This window comes from Saccharopolyspora hirsuta, from assembly GCF_008630535.1.
Taxonomy (GTDB): Bacteria; Actinomycetota; Actinomycetes; order Mycobacteriales; family Pseudonocardiaceae; genus Saccharopolyspora; species Saccharopolyspora hirsuta.
Genome location: NZ_VWPH01000001.1, coordinates 236,117 through 251,934, shown reverse-complemented (window position 1 = coordinate 251,934; position 15,818 = coordinate 236,117). Strand labels below are relative to the sequence as shown.

The 15,818-nt window shown below is 71.5% G+C and carries 13 protein-coding genes; 5 read left to right on the top strand and 8 right to left on the bottom strand.

The window, feature by feature from the left end:
* Positions 1 to 127 precede the first annotated feature (127 nt).
* From hutG to hutC, 7 genes are all read right to left on the bottom strand, one after another.
* Positions 128 to 1,069, bottom strand: coding sequence for a formimidoylglutamase (gene hutG, locus F1721_RS01130; protein WP_150064601.1), 942 nt, complete (start codon positions 1,067 to 1,069; stop codon positions 128 to 130).
* A 72-nt stretch (positions 1,070 to 1,141) separates the two neighbouring features.
* Positions 1,142 to 2,803, bottom strand: coding sequence for a urocanate hydratase (hutU, locus tag F1721_RS01125; protein WP_150064600.1), 1,662 nt, complete (start codon positions 2,801 to 2,803; stop codon positions 1,142 to 1,144).
* Positions 2,804 to 3,073: 270 nt separating this feature from the next.
* Positions 3,074 to 3,859 (bottom strand): IclR family transcriptional regulator, encoded by a 786-nt coding sequence (locus F1721_RS01120; RefSeq protein ID WP_150064599.1) that lies wholly within the window; start codon positions 3,857 to 3,859, stop codon positions 3,074 to 3,076.
* Positions 3,860 to 3,861: 2 nt separating this feature from the next.
* Positions 3,862 to 5,238, bottom strand: a complete 1,377-nt coding sequence (locus F1721_RS01115) for a purine-cytosine permease family protein (RefSeq protein ID WP_150064598.1) — start codon at positions 5,236 to 5,238, stop codon at positions 3,862 to 3,864.
* A gap of 211 nt (positions 5,239 to 5,449) precedes the next feature.
* Positions 5,450 to 7,012, bottom strand: a complete 1,563-nt coding sequence (gene hutH, locus F1721_RS01110; protein WP_150064597.1) for a histidine ammonia-lyase — start codon at positions 7,010 to 7,012, stop codon at positions 5,450 to 5,452.
* Positions 7,013 to 7,131: 119 nt separating this feature from the next.
* Positions 7,132 to 8,544, bottom strand: a complete 1,413-nt coding sequence (locus tag F1721_RS01105; protein ID WP_150064596.1) for an amino acid permease — start codon at positions 8,542 to 8,544, stop codon at positions 7,132 to 7,134.
* 227 nt (positions 8,545 to 8,771) lie between these two features.
* Positions 8,772 to 9,527: a histidine utilization transcriptional repressor HutC gene (gene hutC / locus F1721_RS01100; RefSeq protein WP_246153986.1), complete on the bottom strand. Its 756-nt coding sequence runs from the start codon at positions 9,525 to 9,527 to the stop codon at positions 8,772 to 8,774.
* Positions 9,528 to 10,041: 514 nt separating this feature from the next.
* Between hutC and F1721_RS01095 the strand changes: the two genes are divergently transcribed.
* The 4 genes from F1721_RS01095 to F1721_RS01080 all read left to right on the top strand — a co-directional run bounded on the left by F1721_RS01095 (position 10,042) and on the right by F1721_RS01080 (position 15,024).
* Positions 10,042 to 10,941: a C39 family peptidase gene (locus tag F1721_RS01095; RefSeq protein ID WP_246153984.1), complete on the top strand. Its 900-nt coding sequence runs from the start codon at positions 10,042 to 10,044 to the stop codon at positions 10,939 to 10,941.
* 219 nt (positions 10,942 to 11,160) lie between these two features.
* On the top strand, positions 11,161 to 14,421 hold the full coding sequence (locus F1721_RS01090; RefSeq protein WP_246153982.1) for a hypothetical protein: 3,261 nt from the start codon (positions 11,161 to 11,163) through the stop codon (positions 14,419 to 14,421).
* A 92-nt stretch (positions 14,422 to 14,513) separates the two neighbouring features.
* Positions 14,514 to 14,708 (top strand): ferredoxin, encoded by a 195-nt coding sequence (locus F1721_RS01085; protein ID WP_150064595.1) that lies wholly within the window; start codon positions 14,514 to 14,516, stop codon positions 14,706 to 14,708.
* 127 nt (positions 14,709 to 14,835) lie between these two features.
* Positions 14,836 to 15,024 (top strand): hypothetical protein, encoded by a 189-nt coding sequence (locus F1721_RS01080; protein ID WP_150064594.1) that lies wholly within the window; start codon positions 14,836 to 14,838, stop codon positions 15,022 to 15,024.
* An 83-nt stretch (positions 15,025 to 15,107) separates the two neighbouring features.
* On the opposite strand, the gene F1721_RS01075 is transcribed toward F1721_RS01080, so the two are convergent.
* Positions 15,108 to 15,395, bottom strand: coding sequence for an HU family DNA-binding protein (locus F1721_RS01075; protein WP_150064593.1), 288 nt, complete (start codon positions 15,393 to 15,395; stop codon positions 15,108 to 15,110).
* A 188-nt stretch (positions 15,396 to 15,583) separates the two neighbouring features.
* On the opposite strand from F1721_RS01075, the gene F1721_RS34255 reads away from it, so the two are divergent.
* Positions 15,584 to 15,730, top strand: a complete 147-nt coding sequence (locus F1721_RS34255) for a hypothetical protein (protein ID WP_170301316.1) — start codon at positions 15,584 to 15,586, stop codon at positions 15,728 to 15,730.
* The last annotated feature ends 88 nt before the right edge of the window (positions 15,731 to 15,818 follow it).

Genomic DNA, 15,818 nt, shown 5'->3' with positions numbered 1-15,818 from the left:
TCTGATCGCGACGTGCGCTACTCCAGTCCGCGGTGGATGGTGCCCTGCTCCTCCTCCAGCATCTCCGCGAAGGCTTCCTCGGTGAGCTCTTGGGGTGGTGCGACGTCTTGGTCGGACATGGGTTTCCCTACCGGCGGGTGTGCTGGGTGGTGATTCGGTGGACCAGGCGGGCGGCGGTGCGGGCTGTGCGGTTGTCGACGTCCAGCTCCGGGTTGAGCTCGGCGACGTCGCACAGGACCAGCTTGCCGCTGGAGGCCACCCGGTCGCAGACGCGCTGGACGGTCTCCAGGGGGACGCCGTAGGCCGCCGGGGCGCTCACGCCTGGGGCGACAGCTGCGGGGAGGACGTCGAGGTCGATCGTCAGGTAGACGACGTCGCAGCTGGCCAGGAAGCTGTCCACGAACTCGTCCACCGCCGGGTTCGACGGGCCGCAGTCGTCGTCGAGCAGGTAGGACACGCCGAGCTTGTCGGCCGTGTCGAACAGGGCCTTCGTGTTGCTCGGCTGGCTGATGCCCAGGACCGCGTAGTGCAGGTCCTCGCCGCGCTGCTGCTCCTGCTCGGCCATCTGGCGGAACGGCGTACCGGAGCTGGGGGTTTCGTCGGCGCGGAGGTCGAAGTGGGCGTCGAGGTTGAGCACGCCGAGCTTCGCCCCCGAGCGCACCCGCGCCGATCCGGCCACGCCGAGGTAGCTGCCGTAGGCGATCTCGTGGCCGCCGCCGAGCACGACGACGAACTTCCCGTCGTCCAGCAGGCCGGTCACCGCCTCCCCGAGCCGCTGCTGGCCGTCCTCCAGCGCAGTTCCGACGACCTCGACGTCACCCACGTCGACCGCGCTCAGCGGTCCCGGCAGGGCCATCGAGGCCAGCGCCTGGCGGAGCGCGCGCGGCCCGTCCGCCGCGCCCGGCCGCCCCTTGTTGCGGCGCACCCCCTCGTCGCTGCGGAACCCGAGGAACGCGAGGTCCGCCGAGTCGTCGCTGCCGACGACGTGGTGCCACCGGAGGTGCTCTAGCCCCGGACCGTCGTCCCGACCGCTCCACCGCTGCGGTGCGCGGTTCACCGCTCCACCCATCACTTCCACTCCTCGAAGTCCACTGTGTCCGGACCGGAGGCGTTGTGCGGCAACGCCTCCGGGCCCATCCGCTCAGGAACCGAGCATCGGGACGCGGACGCCGCGCTCCTTCGCGACCTCGGTCGCGTGCTCGTAACCGGCGTCGACGTGGCGCAGCACGCCCATGCCAGGGTCGTTGGTGAGCACCCGCGCCAGCTTCTCCGCGGCCAGCTCGGTGCCGTCGGCGATGCAGACCTGACCGGCGTGGATCGAGCGGCCCATGCCGACCCCGCCGCCGTGGTGGATCGACACCCACGACGCGCCCGACGCCGTGTTGACCAGCGCGTTCAGCAGCGGCCAGTCGGCGATGGCGTCGGAGCCGTCCAGCATCGACTCGGTCTCCCGGTACGGCGAGGCGACCGAACCCGAGTCGAGGTGGTCGCGGCCGATGGCGATCGGCGCGGACAGCTCGCCGGAGGCCACCATCTCGTTGAACTTCAGCCCGGCGAGGTGGCGCTCGCCGTAGCCCAGCCAGCAGATCCTGGCGGGCAGGCCCTCGAAGGCGACCCGTTCACCGGCCATCGTCAGCCACCGGTGCAGGTGCTCGTTCTCCGGGAACAGCTCCATGATCGCCTTGTCGGTGGCCGCGATGTCCGCGGGGTCGCCGGACAGCGCCGCCCAGCGGAACGGGCCGAGCCCCTCCTCGAACAGCGGCCGGATGTGCGCGGGCACGAAGCCCGGGAAGTCGAACGCCCGGTCGTAACCGGCCTTGCGGGCCTCGTCCCGGATGGAGTTGCCGTAGTCGAAGACCTCGACGCCCTTGTCCAGGAAGCCCACCATCGCCTCGACCTGGGCGGCCATCGACTTGCGGGACCGCTCGGTGAAGGCCGCCGGGTCCTGCTCGGCCAGCGCCGCCCACTCCTCGACGGCGACGCCCGCGGGCAGGTAGGACAGCGGGTCGTGCGCGGAGGTCTGGTCGGTGACGATGTCGATCGGCGCGTCCATCGCCAGCAGCTGCGGGAACACCTCGGCGGCGTTGCCCACCAGCCCGATCGACAGCGCCTTGCGCTGGTCGCGGGCCTCCTTCGCGAGCCGCAACGCCTCGTCGACGTCGTCGGCGCGGACGTCGAGGTAGCGGTGGGCGATGCGGCGCTCGATGCGGGCCGGGTCGACCTCCACGCAGATCGCCACGCCCTCGTTCATGGTCACCGCCAGCGGCTGCGCGCCGCCCATGCCGCCGAGCCCTGCGGTGAGCGTGATGGTACCGGCGAGGCTGCCGCCGAAGCGCTTGCGGGCGACCGCGCCGAAGGTCTCGTAGGTGCCCTGCAGGATGCCCTGGCTGCCGATGTAGATCCAGGACCCGGCGGTCATCTGCCCGTACATGGTCAGGCCCAGCGAGTCGAGGCGGCGGAACTCCTCCCAGTTCGCCCAGTCGCCGACCAGGTTGGAGTTGGCGATCAGCACCCGCGGCGCCCACTCGTGGGTGCGCAGCACGCCCACCGGCTTGCCGGACTGCACCAGCAGCGTCTCGTCCTGCTCGAGGGTCTTGAGCGTCTCGGTGATCGCGTCGAAGGCGGCCCAGCTCCGGGCGGCCTTGCCGGTCCCGCCGTAGACCACCAGGTCCTCGGGCCGCTCGGCGACCTCGGCGTCGAGGTTGTTCATCAGCATCCGCAGTGCGCCTTCCTGCTGCCAACCGCGGCAGTTCAGCTCCGCGCCGCGCGGCGCGCGAATGGTGCGGACGTGCTCGTTGCTCATGCGCTGCTCCAGATCCGACAGGTTCTCGTTGTCCCCCATCAGACCCCGCGCCCCGCGTCGGCGACAGCAGTGCGCCGGGTGTTTCTCGGATCCGAGACGGGATCGAGGCGCCGAGGCCACGGCAACGATCGCTCGCCGGAAGACCTGGTGGTGACGTCAGAGATTTCTCTCGGAACCGGCTGCGGTGCCAACTGGAGGTTTCGTCGACGACGGTGCCGATTTCATGCGCAACCCCAGGCGCTCCGTCACATCGGATCTCGCCAGCGGTGTTCAGTCCGCCTGCGGGGTTCGGCCGGAGATCGCCGCGGTCAGCTTCGCCGCTCCGGAGCGCATGGCTTCGCCGACCTCTGTCGGGTCGTGGCGTTCGTGGAATCGGCTCCACGTCGTGCTCAGGGCCGCCACCGGACGTCCATTGTGGTCGTAGACCGCGGCTCCCACCGAGCGCAGGCCCGGGGCTACCAGCTCCACCTCTTCCGACCAGCCGCGTTCTCGGTCGGTGGCCAGGGATTCCCGGAGTTCCGCGAGGGTTCGGGGGCCTTTGCCGGTTCGGGTGATGAAGTCGCTGCGGCGCGGGAACAGGGCTCGCAGCTGGGCGTCGGCGCTGCCCGCGAGGATCGCTCGGCCGTTGGCCGTCAGGTGGGCGGGCAGGCGCACGCCGACGTCGGTGATCAGGGAGACGTCCGCGCCGGAGGTCGGTTGTTCCTTCAGCAGGTACACCGTTTCCGCGCCGTGCAGGATGCCCAGGTGCACGGTCTGGCCGAGGGTGCGGGCCAGGCGGCGCAGGATGGGGGCGGCTCGTCGTTCCAGGGGTTCGTGGCGCAGGTACGCGGAGCCGATCTCGAAGGACACCACGCCGAGGCCGTAGGCCTGCTCCCCCGCCAGGTAGACCACGAATCCCTTGTCCACCAGGACCGACAGGATGTGGTACAGCGACGAGCGCGGGACGCCGAGGTCGCGGGCCAGGGTCGCCGCGCGCACCGGGCCGGGGCCTTCGGCCAGCCGGACCAGGACGTCCAGCGCCCGGCCGACCGCCGGGGACGCGCTCGATCCGGTCATCGTCAGGCACTCCTCCCGGCACCGATGCGGTTGCGCATCGCCGCCCAGTAGATCGCGCCGGGCACCACCAGGCCGAGCAGCCACGCGATGTCCGCGCCGCCCAGCAGCGGCACAGCGAACCCGGTGAAGACACCGTCCACGTTGGAGAACGGGATCTGCACCGCGATGCCGATGAAGTAGGCCACCAGCGCCGGACCGCACCAGCGGCCGTAGGCGCCGTCCGGGTCGTACATCGCGTCGAGGTCGTAGTTCTCCTTGCGCAGGAAGTAGAAGTCGACCAGGTTGACCGCGCTCCACGGGGTCAGGAAGTACAGCAGGAAGTGCAGGAACAGCACGAAGTTCGACAGGAAGTCGCCGCGGCCCAGCACGGCCAGCACCCCGCCGAGCACGCCGACGAGCGCGATGTAGCCGATCCGGGTCGCCGGGGAGAGCCCCACCCGGCGGGTGAACGCGGTCATCGTGGTGGCCACCGTCATGTAGCCGCCGTAGATGTTGAGCACGTTGATCGTGAGCTTGCCCAGCGCGATGGCCAGCAGCAGCGGCAGCACGAGCGCCTCGCCGCCCAGCCCCACCACGTAGGTGACCTCGTGCCCCTTGAACTGCTGGCCCGCGACCGCGTAGGCCAGCGCGCCGAAGGACATCGCCCAGGTCGCGCCGAGCGCGGTGCCGCCGTAGGTCCACCAGAACGTCGCCCGGATCGAGGTGCTCGCGGGCAGGTAGCGCGAGGTGTCCGCGACGTACGGGCCGAAGGTGAGCTGCCAGGAGGCGGTCAGCGACAGCGCGAGCAGGAACGCGGGCACGTCCAGCTGCGCGTTCGCCAGCACCGCCCCGAGGTCGTGCGTGGTGACCAGCCGGAAGGTCAGGTACACGAACACCACGACCGACACCAGCGACGCCAGCCAGCCGAACCGGTGGATCAGCCGGTACCCGACGATCGCGATCAGCGCCGACAGCGCCGCGTAGAGCACGATGCTGAGGTCCACCGGCATATGGGTGATCGCGGCGAGCGCCTGACCGCCCAGGACGTTGCCGCTGGCGAAGTAGCCGAGGTACATCAGCACTACGAGGACCAGCGGCAGCACCGCGCCGTAGACGCCGAACTGCGCCCGGCTCTGGATCATCTGCGGGATGCCGAGCTTGGGCCCCTGCGCGGCGTGCAGGGCCATCGGCACGCCGCCGAGCGCGTTGCCCAGCGCGATGGCGACCAGCGCCCACAGCGGGTGCAGCCCCACCAGCACGGTCAGCGCACCGGTCACCGCCGAGGTGATCTGCATGTTGCTCGCGAACCACAGCGTGAACAGGCTGCGCGGGCTGCCGTGCCGCTCGCTCTCCGGAACCGGGTCGATCGATCTCCGCTCGACCTGCAACGCACCGGCCATGTCCCACTCCTCGCCCAGCGGAATTCAGTTCGTTCCATTAGTCGCCGCGCGCGGGTCGAAGGCAATGCCCGGTCCGGAGCAGGTGTCCAGCATCCCAGACAGCGGCCCTGCGGTGTCCACTGTGGGCGATTTCGCGCGAAACCGGCACCCCGCACGCGAAGGGGGCGGCGATTTCACGCGAAACCGCCGCCCCCCGGACCGTCGTGGACGGTCAGTCCAGCGCCCCGATGACCTCCTCCGCGGCGGCGACCAGCTGCCCGCTGCGGCACAGCTCGACGGCCGCCTCGATCTCCGGCGCCAGGTGCCGGTCGGTGCCCGGCCCGGCGACCTCGCGGCGGATCCGGTCGCGCACGGCACCGGTGGCCGGAGACGGGGTCAGCGGCTCCCGCATGTCGAGGGCGCGCGCCGCGGTGAGCGCTTCGATCGCCAGCACGCGGGTGAGGCCGTCGACCGCGCGGCGCAGCTTGCGGGCCGCGGACCAGCCCATCGAGACGTGGTCCTCCTGCATCGCCGAGGACGGGATCGAGTCGGCGCTGGCCGGGGCGGCCAAGCGCTTGAGCTCGGAGACGATCGCCGCCTGGGTGTACTGGGCGATCATGTGCCCGCTGTCCACCCCGGGGTCGTCGGCGAGGAACGGGGTCAGGCCGTGGTTGCGGGCCGGGTCCAGGAACCGGTCGGTGCGGCGCTCGCTGATGCTGGCCAGGTCCGCGGCGACGATGGCCAGGAAGTCCAGCACGTAGGCCACCGGGGCGCCGTGGAAGTTGCCGTTGGACTCCACCCGGCCGTCGAGGGTGACCACCGGGTTGTCCACGGCGCTGGCGAGCTCGACCGAGGCCACCGACTCGGCGTGCGCGATGGTGTCGCGGACGCCACCGGCGACCTGCGGCGAGCAGCGCAGCGAGTAGGCGTCCTGGACGCGGGTGCAGTCCGGACCGGCGTGGCTGGCCACGATGCCCGAACCTGCGAGCAGGCGCGACATGTTGGCGGCAGCGGCGGCCTGGCCCGGGTGCGGGCGCAGGGCCTGCAGGTCGGCGGCGAAGACGCGGTCGGTGCCGAGCTGGGCCTCCACGCTCATGGCGGCGGTGATGTCCGCCAGCTTCACCAGCTCGCGCAGGTCGTGGCAGGCCAGCACCAGCTGGCCGAGCATGCCGTCGGTGCCGTTGATCAGCGCGAGCCCCTCCTTCTCGGCGAGCTCGACCGGGGTGATCCCGGCGGCGGCGAGGGCCTCGGCGGCGGGCATCTCGGTGCCGTCGGCGTCGCGGACGGTGCCCTCGCCCATCATGGCCAGCGCGATGTGCGCGAGCGGCGCGAGGTCACCGGAGCAGCCCAGGCTGCCGTACTCGTGGACGACCGGGGTGATCCCGGCCGACAGCACCGCGGCGTAGGTCTCGGCGACCTCGAGGCGCACCCCGGTGCGGCCGGTGGCCAGCGTCGACAGGCGCAGCAGCATCAGCGCGCGGACGACCTCGCGCTCCACCTCCGGCCCGGTGCCCGCGGCGTGCGAGCGGACCAGGCTCTTCTGCAGCTGCTTGCGCAGCTCCAGCGGGATGTGCCGGGTGGCGAGCGCACCGAAGCCGGTGGAGATGCCGTAGACCGGCTTGGGCTCCTCGGCCAGGCTCTCGATCCGGCCGCGGGTGGCCGCGATCTCCTTCTTGGACTCCTCGGACAGCTCCACGCGCGCGCCGCCGCGGGCGACGCGGACGACGTCGGCCGGGCTGACCGCGCCGACGCCCACGACGACGGTGGTGTCCACGGCGGCTTCGGTACGGCTCATGTTCGAACTTCTTTCCTCGTGAGTGGGGTTTCGCGCCTGCTTCGGGGTCAGCGCGTGAACTGGGAACCAGCGGCGGCCGGGTCGACGGCCGCCGCTGGAGCGTTGGGGTGCGGCCGGGGTCAGCTCGCCCCGGCCTCGGAGACGACGCGCTCGTCGGAATCCCGGCCGCCGGTCCGCCTGCCGATGCCCAGCCAGTAGCCGAGCGACAGCAGCGCGAGCCACACCGCGCCGACGACGAGCGCCACCCGGGTGTCCGCGGAGAAGGCCAGCAGGACGAAGACGAAGACCAGGAAGGCGATCGCGACGATCTGCGCGTAGGGCCACAGCGGCACCGGGAACTTCAGCGCCGCGGCCTGCTCGGCGCTCATCCTCCGGCGGGCCCGGTAGTGCGAGAGCATGATCATCAGCCACACCCAGACCGTGGCGAAGGTGGCGATGGAGGCGATGATCGTGAAGACGTCCTCCGGCACGACGTAGTTGAGCACCACGCCGACCAGCAGCGCGACGGTCATGATGACCACGGTCATCCACGGCACGCCGTTGCGCGAGACCCGGCCCATGATCGCCGGGGCCTGGCCGCGCTCGGCCATCCCGAACAGCATGCGCCCGGCGCCGAAGATGTCGCTGTTGATCGCCGACAGCGCGGCGGTGATGACCACGACGTTGAGCACCGCCGCCGCGGAGGTCAGGCCGAGGCTCTGGAAGATCTCCACGAACGGGCTGCCCTCGCCGCTGATCTGCTGCCACGGGGTGATCGACATGATTACGCCCAGGGTCAGCACGTAGAACAGCAGGACCCGCACCGGCACGGTGTTGACCGCGCGCGGGATGGTCTTCTCCGGGTCCTCGGCCTCACCGGCGGTGACGCCGATGATCTCGGTGCCGCCGAAGGCGAACATCACCACCGCGAAGGACAGCAGGAAGCCCTCGATGCCGTTCGGGAACATCCCGCCGTTGGACCAGATGTTGCTCACCGCTGGCTCGGTGTGGCCGCCACCGGCGGTGAAGCCGAAGACCAGCACGGCGATGCCGCCGACGATCATCGCGATGATCGCGACGACCTTGATCACCGAGAACCAGAACTCCAGCTCGCCGAACACCTTGACGCTGAGCAGGTTGACCGCGGCGATGACGAACAGCGTGGCCAGCACCCAGGTCCACCGCGGCACGTCGGGGAACCAGAATCCCATGTAGACGGCCAGCGCGGTGACGTCCGCGATGCAGACGATGATCATCTCGAAGGTGTAGGTCCAGCCGGTGATGAAGCCCGGCAGGCGGCCGAGGTGCCTGCTGGCGTACTCGCCGAAGGAGCCGGGCACCGGGTCGGCGACGGCCATCTCGCCGAGCGCCCGGAGCACCACGAAGACCACGGCGCCACCGATCAGGTAGGCGAAGAGCACCGAGGGGCCCGCTTGGCTGATCGCCTCCGACGATCCGTAGAAGAGGCCGGTCCCGATGGCCGAGCCGAGAGCGATGAAGCGGATGTGCCGTGCTGTGAGGCCTCGACTCAGGGCCGCAGCGCCTTTTCTCACCTAGTTCCTCCCTGCGGGAACCACGTCGTTCCCCGTTTCGCGACCGGGCTGGTGAACCGCTCGGTTCGAGGCCGCCGCACTGTGCTCGCGCGCACAATCGCAGGCGGTGCGATATGTATAGTGCTGTATATACAGCTCGTCAAGAGCTCGGTTCGAAATCAGCTGGCGCACGGCGCCCACCCGAGGACGAACACGAACAATCCGGACAGCAGAAGGGTTTTGATCGATCAGGTCGCGTCGAAGGTGCCTTCGAGGCGGAACCGCGATCCAGGATGCAACAGCCGCGCGGTGCTGACGAGACGGCCCTCCGACCAGGTGCGCCGGTGGATCAGCAGGCACGGCTCGGACGGCTCGATGCCCAGCAGCGCGCAGTCCTCCGCAGTGCCCAGCACCGCCTCGACGACGTGCTCGCCCTTGCCCAGCGGCGCGATCCGCGACAGGTAGCTGTTCGGCGTCTGCACCGCGAAGTCCTGGTCGAGGTAGTCCGGGGCGAGCTCGGGGTTGACGTGGCGGTCCTCGAGCTGGATCGCCACGCCGTCCTCGAAGTGCACGACGACCGAGTGGAACACCGGCCGCCCCTCGGCGATCCCGAACAGGCGGTGCGCGCGCGGGTCGGCGGGCTCCTCGCGGAGCAGCACCACGTCGGTGCGGTGCCGGTGCCCCCGCCGCTGGACCTCGTCGGCGATGTTGCGCACCTCGTACAACGCCGAGCTGCTCTTGCGCTCGGCGACGAACGTGCCCACCCCGGCCAGGCGGTTGACCAGGCCTTCCGCGCTCAGCTCGCGCAGGGCCCGGTTGATCGTCATCCGCGACAGCCCGAGGGCGTTGACCAGCTGGCTCTCCGAGGGCAGCAGCTCGCCCTCCGGCCACCGCCCGGTGCCGATCTGCTCGATGAGCACGTCCTTGAGGCGGCGGTAGGCGGGCGCGGACTCGCGGCGGCTCTCGTGGAACAGCGCGGCGACGTCCAACGCATCAATGGCCACCGGTCACCGCCCGCTTCAGAGATCGCTCCACCCGACCTCAGTCTATCGGCCGCGCCTTCTCCCGAGGCGCTCCGGGAGCAGCAGCCACCTCGCGCAACGCGCCGACACCCGCCCGGCCGGACGATCGTTTCCGCACCTTGTGCCCAGGGTCACGGCGGTGGTCTGGGCGATCTCCGCGGGGAACGACCGCGCGCGAAGCCGATCTCGACCGGCGAGCGCCGCCGATCATCAGACCTGCACCCCTCACCAGCACCGATGCCGTCGGCAGCGGATGCGCACCCGGTTCGTCCGGAGCTCGGGCGCGGGGTTTCCCACCGACCGGCGCAAACCGTTACTCACCGGAGTCGTCAAGGTCAAGATGCCGACCCGATCAGGTTAAACGTTGAAGCGCCGATGACTCTTAGTTACGTTGCTGGTGGCTTTGAAATCACGATCCGGTCACGACGGCTCCCCCGGGCCGCCACCGCACCCCCGGCGGTGGTGATCGGATCTCCCCCGACGTGGAAAGGCGCACGTGCAGAAGCAGGACAACGCGGGCGGCCATACCCCGAAGGCCTCGGTCCGCGCACTCGTTGACAAGTTCGGCCTGAACGCAGGCGGCTCGCTCCGCCGGGTGTCCGGCAAGGTCCTCCCGGTGGTCGTCGCCGGTGGTGCGATCGTGCTGGTCGGCCAGCCCCTGGTCACCGGCGGCTCGGAGCCGGAACCGACGTCCGCCCAGGTCCGGGCCGTCGACCACGAGGTCCCGGCCCCGGCTCCCGCGGCCGCACCGGCGGCCCCGGCCGCCCCCGCGGCGGAGGTCCCGGCCCCGGCGGCTCCGCCCGCCCCGGAGACCCCGCCCGCTGCTCCGGCCGCCCCGGCCCACCAGGAGCCCGCTCCGCAGGAGCCGCCGAAGCCGGTCTCGAAGTCCCTCGACCTCGACTACCAGGCGCAGCAGACCAGCTACTGGTGCGGTCCGACCGCGACCCGCATCGCGCTGTCCGCCAAGACCGACGCCCTCCCGGACCAGGCCGCGCTGGCCGCCGCGCTCGGCACCACCGAGAACGGCACGGACACCATCCACCAGGTCGTCGACGGGCTGAACAAGCAGCTGGGCGGCGCGGCCCACTACGAGGCCCGCGACTGGAGCGACAAGCAGCTGACCCCGGAGCTGACCGACCAGCTGTGGTCGGACATCGTCCGCAACATCAACGAGGGCAAGGCGATGGTGGCCAACATCGTGGCGGCCCCCGGCAACCAGCCGCCCGGCTACCCGTCGGACCAGACGATCTACCACTACGTGACGATCGCCGGCTACGACGAGGCGAACCGGACGGTGCACATCGCCGACCCGGCCCGCTTCAGCGGCATCGAGGACTACTGGCTCGACCTCGACCAGCTCGCCTCCCTGATCAAGCCGAAGGGCTACACCGCCTGACGCCTCCCCCGAAAGGCCCGCCTCCCCGAGGCGGGCCTTTCAGCATCTCCAGCCCCCTGTCCCGCTTGCAGAGACCTTGCGCTCCTTCTTGGTCGGTGCGGCGAACGGCGCGGTCGGGACTCTCCGAAGTGGACCGTGCCCGAACCGCTTGCCAAGGGTGGGGTCGGCGTGAATCATGGTCGGCATGTCCGAACGAAAGGTCTGCCCGGCCACCCTCCGGTGAGCGCGGCGCACGAGCCGGGTGGTCCCGGCCACGAATCCTTCGACGCACTGCCGTTCCCGGCGCGGATGCGGGCGCTGTCCGCCTACGGCCGACGGCTTTCCGACGCCGAGTACCAGTCCGTTCGCGCTCGGCTTGACTCCGGCGATTCCCATCAACGACATCTGGGCCTCCACCTGGCCGTCGTGCGGCGTGATCTCGCGGCTGTGGAGCGGGCGGTGGCCGATCCCGCGCTGCGGCGGCGTGCGCTGTCGGCCGCGATCCGGCTTCCGGTGTCCGACGAGGTCCTGGCCGCGCTGGTCCGCGGCGGCGCTCGGCGGGATCGGCTGGCCGTGTACGGCGTCCTGCGGCGCTCGCGCCGCCGCGCGCTCGCGGACCGGCTCGTCGGTGAGGTGCACGAGCAGTACGGGCGCCGGGAACTCGCCGACCTGCTGCCCGCCTGCTCGCCGGACGTGGTCGCGCGGTGGCTGAGCACCGCCGGTCCCGGTGCGGGGCAGTTGCACCGGCTCGCGCGCGTCGCGCCCGCCGCCGTGGCGGAGTTCGTGCTGGCCGAGGCCGCCGACAAGCACGGACGGGAACTCGCCCGGTGGCTGCGCCGTCACCGGGGCCTGCTCGCGGTCCTGGCGACCAGACGACCGCGGGCGGTGGCCGAGGTGCTGCGCGGGCAGCCCCGGATCGCGCACAACCTCGCGTGGGATCCCCAGGTCGCGGCGGCGCTGTTCGCCGATCCGGCCGCGCTGGTCGAGGCCGATCCGAGCTGGCTGCGATCGCTCGGTCACCGCGGCCTTCCGCTGAACGCGCGCAGCCGGGCGGCGATCGCCGCCTTGCCCGCGGACCGGGCCGCATCGCTGCTGCGCTCGCTGAGAGCTGGCCCGGCCTGCGAGTCGGTGCTCAGCGCCGTGCCGCTCGAACACCGGCGGCAGGTCGTCGAACTCGCCTACCCGGCCGATCGGATGCTGACCGATCTGAGCGCTGAAGAGCTCGCGGTGCTGCCGTCCGCCGACCGGGCCGAGCTGGCGCACCGCATCCTCGCCGAGAACGACACCGACCGGAACTGGCGGCGACTGGCCATCACCGCAGCTCTGCCCTACGACCAAGCCGCCCCGGCACTGCTGGAGGCCACGGCCAGCCACCGCTACCAAGAGCGACGTGCCGCGTGGACGGCACTGCTGTCCTGCGCCGTGCGCGAGCACGATCCGGAGGCGCTCGTCGCGGCGCTGCGCGCGGCCCGGCGCGCCTGGCACGACCAGGACCTGGTCCGCGCTGCCGCGCTGCGCCCGGTCGCCGCAGCACCGGCCCGGCTACAGTCGGCAGTCCCGGTGGCGGTGCTTCGCGAGGCCGTGCAGGCGGCGACCGGCGCTCCGGACATGACCGCGGACACCGCAGCGCTGATCTCGCGGTGGCTGACCCGTTCGCTGACCAGCGCGCTGGCCCGCGGCAACCCGGACCGGGCGAACGACCTGCAAGCACTGCTGGTCCCCCTGCACGCCGACCTCCGCACCCCGGGGCGGGGACCGTCGGTCCCGGGGCTGCCCGCCTCCGGATTGTGGGACGGACTGCGCGATCGCGTTCTTCGGGACGCGCGCCGCGGGAGGTTCGCGCCGGCGCTGCGGGCGGGAGAACTGCTGGCATCGGCCCTGCCGCCGGAACTCGACCGGCTCATCGGCGAAATCGCCCGCACCGCCGAGGATCCCGCTGATGCCGCGGCAGCGGCGAAGGTGTGGACGACCGCGCCCGCGACCCGAGACGAACGCGTCGGAGAGCTGGTCGCGCACAACCCGGAACTGGGCCGGGTGGACGCTCTCTGGCAAGTCGTCGCGACCCGCCGGACCGACCTGCTCGACCGGCTGCTGGACTCCGGCGAAGCACTCCCCTCCCTGCCCGCTGGCCGAACCGGACGGTGGACCCCGGAACAACGCGCCGCGGTCGAAGCGCACGCCGCAGCAGTGGCCCGCGACGAGGAAAACCCGCCACGAGAACGGGAATCAGCAGTTCGACTCATCACCGAGCCTGGAACGCTGGCGGCGATCGCCGACGACGCTCCCCCTCCGGTGGCGATAGCCGCGCTGTCGCGCCTGGCCACCACTGCGCCTGACCACGCCCTCCCCGTTCTGCAGCGCCATGCCAACGCGCCAGCGGGTCCGGTGGTCCGCGGTGCGGTGCGGTCCTTGGGCGTTGCGCTGGACGCGCTGCCCGAGTCGGCGACGGTCGGGGCGCTGGGGCCGGTCATCGCACGCGCTTCGGTCGGGGCGGCGAAGGAAGCCGCGCGGTTGCTGGCCAAGCGCCATCCCGTCGGGGCTGTCGACGTGCTGGCGGATGTCTGGGCCGATCCCGCGCTGCACCACGACGTCCGAGCTGCTGCGGCGGCCGCTCTGCTCGGTTTCCTCGACGAGGATCCGCGCGTGCCGGGAATGCTGGGCGAAGCGGTCCTCGGCGAACCAGCCGTGCGATCCGCCGTCTTCAGAGCCGCACCGGGTCGGCTCACGCCAGGTCAACGCCCCGGCTTCGCCCGCGTGCTGGCCGATGCCCTGGTGCGGGCAGCCACCGCACCGTCGTACGACCTGGTCACCGCATATGCCGAGTGGTGGCACCACGCCCCGGGCGCGATCGACCAGCTGCCCCGACTGGCGACCGCCCCGGCGTCGCAGGACGCGTTCCCGGTCGTCTGCCGCCTCCTCCTGCAGCGCCCGACCGCGCTCGCCACCGCCGCCGACCAGCTGGTCCTGGACATCACCACCGGCGAACCGGACACCGCCGACATCGCCTGGCACCGGTTGGCGGAGCTGGCATCGGCCGGAGCGCACACGGGCCGTGCCGACGGCGACGAGATCAGCACCGACGCGTCCCGGATCCTCGTCGAGGCGTGCCGCACAGCGGGGATGCACGCCGCGGGCGCGCAACTGCTGTGGAACCTGGCCGAGCGATCCCTCGCCGGGCCGGTCGACCTCGCCATCTGGGACGAACTCGTCGACGCCGTCGACGAACGGCCGAACCGGTGGCCGGGCCCGAGCAGCTACCGGATGTCCGCGCTCGACCCCGATCCCGACACCGCCGCGGCGGTCACCGACCACCTGCGCCAGCAGGACGGATCGGTCCCCGGCCTGCTCGCCGTCCAGCTCGTCACCACGACCGCCCGCCGAACGGGCTGGACCCCGGCGTGGTCCGACCGGCTCACGGCGTTGCGCGACCACCCCGACGCCGACGTCCGGGAGGCCGCGAGAACAGTGCGCAGACCGCGGGCGGCAGCACCTCGTGCCTGATGACGTTTACCCGAAAGTCTTGGCGGAGAACGAGATTCGGCCGCGATGGCTCGCGTAGCATGCGGAAGCCACCCCACCGCTCAGGAGGACCCATGAAGGTGACCGTGGACCAGGACAAGTGCGTCGGCTCCGGCCAGTGCGTGCTCACCGCCGAGGCGGTGTTCGACCAGGGGGACGAGGACGGCCTCGTCGTCCTGCTCAACCCCACCCCGCCGGACGACCTGGCCGACGACGTCCGCCACGCGGCCGAGATGTGCCCGGCGGCCGCCATCACCGTCGAGGACTGACCCCGACCGGACGGTCACCCGGGCCCGCTGCGAGGTGGGTGACATCCGGACCGGTGACTCGGTGGGTGCGGCTCCCCTCGCGTTGGTGTGCTGTGGCCGCAACACCGGTTGCGGAAGGGGTGACGAGATGCGCCGTGCAGCGATCGCGGTCCTGTTGGCCGGAATGGCACTGCTCGGAACGGCACCAGCAGCTCTCGCGCAAGAACGCACCACCCGCGAGGAGTGCGAGCGGGGCGGGGGCCGGGTGGTGCTCGGACCCGGCGTCGAGCACTACTGCATCGGCGGGGAGCACCACGGCGAAGTCGTCGAGGGCTGACCCGGACGGCAGCGGGGCGGACGGCAACCACGCCGTCCGCCCCGCTGCGTTCACGACTCGGGCCTCGGTCGAGCCCCGGTCGTTCAGGACGTCTTGTTCAACGTGTCCTCGAGGGCCTTGGCCGGGACGAACTTGACGACCCGCTTGGCCGCGATCTCGATGGCCTCCCCGGTGGCGGGGTTCCGCCCGGTGCGCGCGGGGCGGTCCGCGACCTTGAACTTCCCGAAACCGGGCAGCGTCACCTCGCCACCGCTCTCCAGCTGGCCGGCGACGATCTCGGTGAGAGCGTCCAGAGCTGCCCGGGCCGACGCCTTGGAGACGTCCACGGCCTCGGCAATCTCGGTGACCAACTGGTCCTTGGTCAGGGCCATGTCGTGTTCCCTTCGGTACATCCGCAGACCGGTGATCACCGATCGCGGACCTACCCCTACCCCCTGCGCGAGAGCGGCACCAGCAGCGACCCGGCCCACCCCGGCAAGATTCCCCCGAACGAGCGATCAACCGCAGCCCCCGACCAGATTGCGAGCCCAGGACTTCGCACCCCGGAGCGGAAGCGGACTTGAAGCTGGACGCAGAGGCCGCCGAGCCCGAAGAGGACCTCAGCGACGAGCGAATGGCGCTCGAGGACAAGCAGGCGGAGCTCCAGTGCGAGGTCGACCGCTGTCACGGCCGTCCGAGGGGTGGTGACGACTGCAATTTCGATTGAAATTGCAGCATCCCCAGGCCGACCACCGAACCCAGTTCCTCCCCACAAACCCAACCCCGGTATCACTACTGATCCCCAGCCAAACCCC

Coding starts and splice junctions, on each gene's coding strand:
- hutG (WP_150064601.1), bottom strand. CDS start 1,069: ATGGGTGGAGCGGTGAACCGCGCACCGCAGCGGTGGAGCGGTCGGGAC.
- hutU (WP_150064600.1), bottom strand. CDS start 2,803: ATGAGCAACGAGCACGTCCGCACCATTCGCGCGCCGCGCGGCGCGGAG.
- F1721_RS01120 (WP_150064599.1), bottom strand. CDS start 3,859: ATGACCGGATCGAGCGCGTCCCCGGCGGTCGGCCGGGCGCTGGACGTC.
- F1721_RS01115 (WP_150064598.1), bottom strand. CDS start 5,238: ATGGCCGGTGCGTTGCAGGTCGAGCGGAGATCGATCGACCCGGTTCCG.
- hutH (WP_150064597.1), bottom strand. CDS start 7,012: ATGAGCCGTACCGAAGCCGCCGTGGACACCACCGTCGTCGTGGGCGTC.
- F1721_RS01085 (WP_150064595.1), top strand. CDS start 14,514: ATGAAGGTGACCGTGGACCAGGACAAGTGCGTCGGCTCCGGCCAGTGC.
- F1721_RS01080 (WP_150064594.1), top strand. CDS start 14,836: ATGCGCCGTGCAGCGATCGCGGTCCTGTTGGCCGGAATGGCACTGCTC.
- F1721_RS01075 (WP_150064593.1), bottom strand. CDS start 15,395: ATGGCCCTGACCAAGGACCAGTTGGTCACCGAGATTGCCGAGGCCGTG.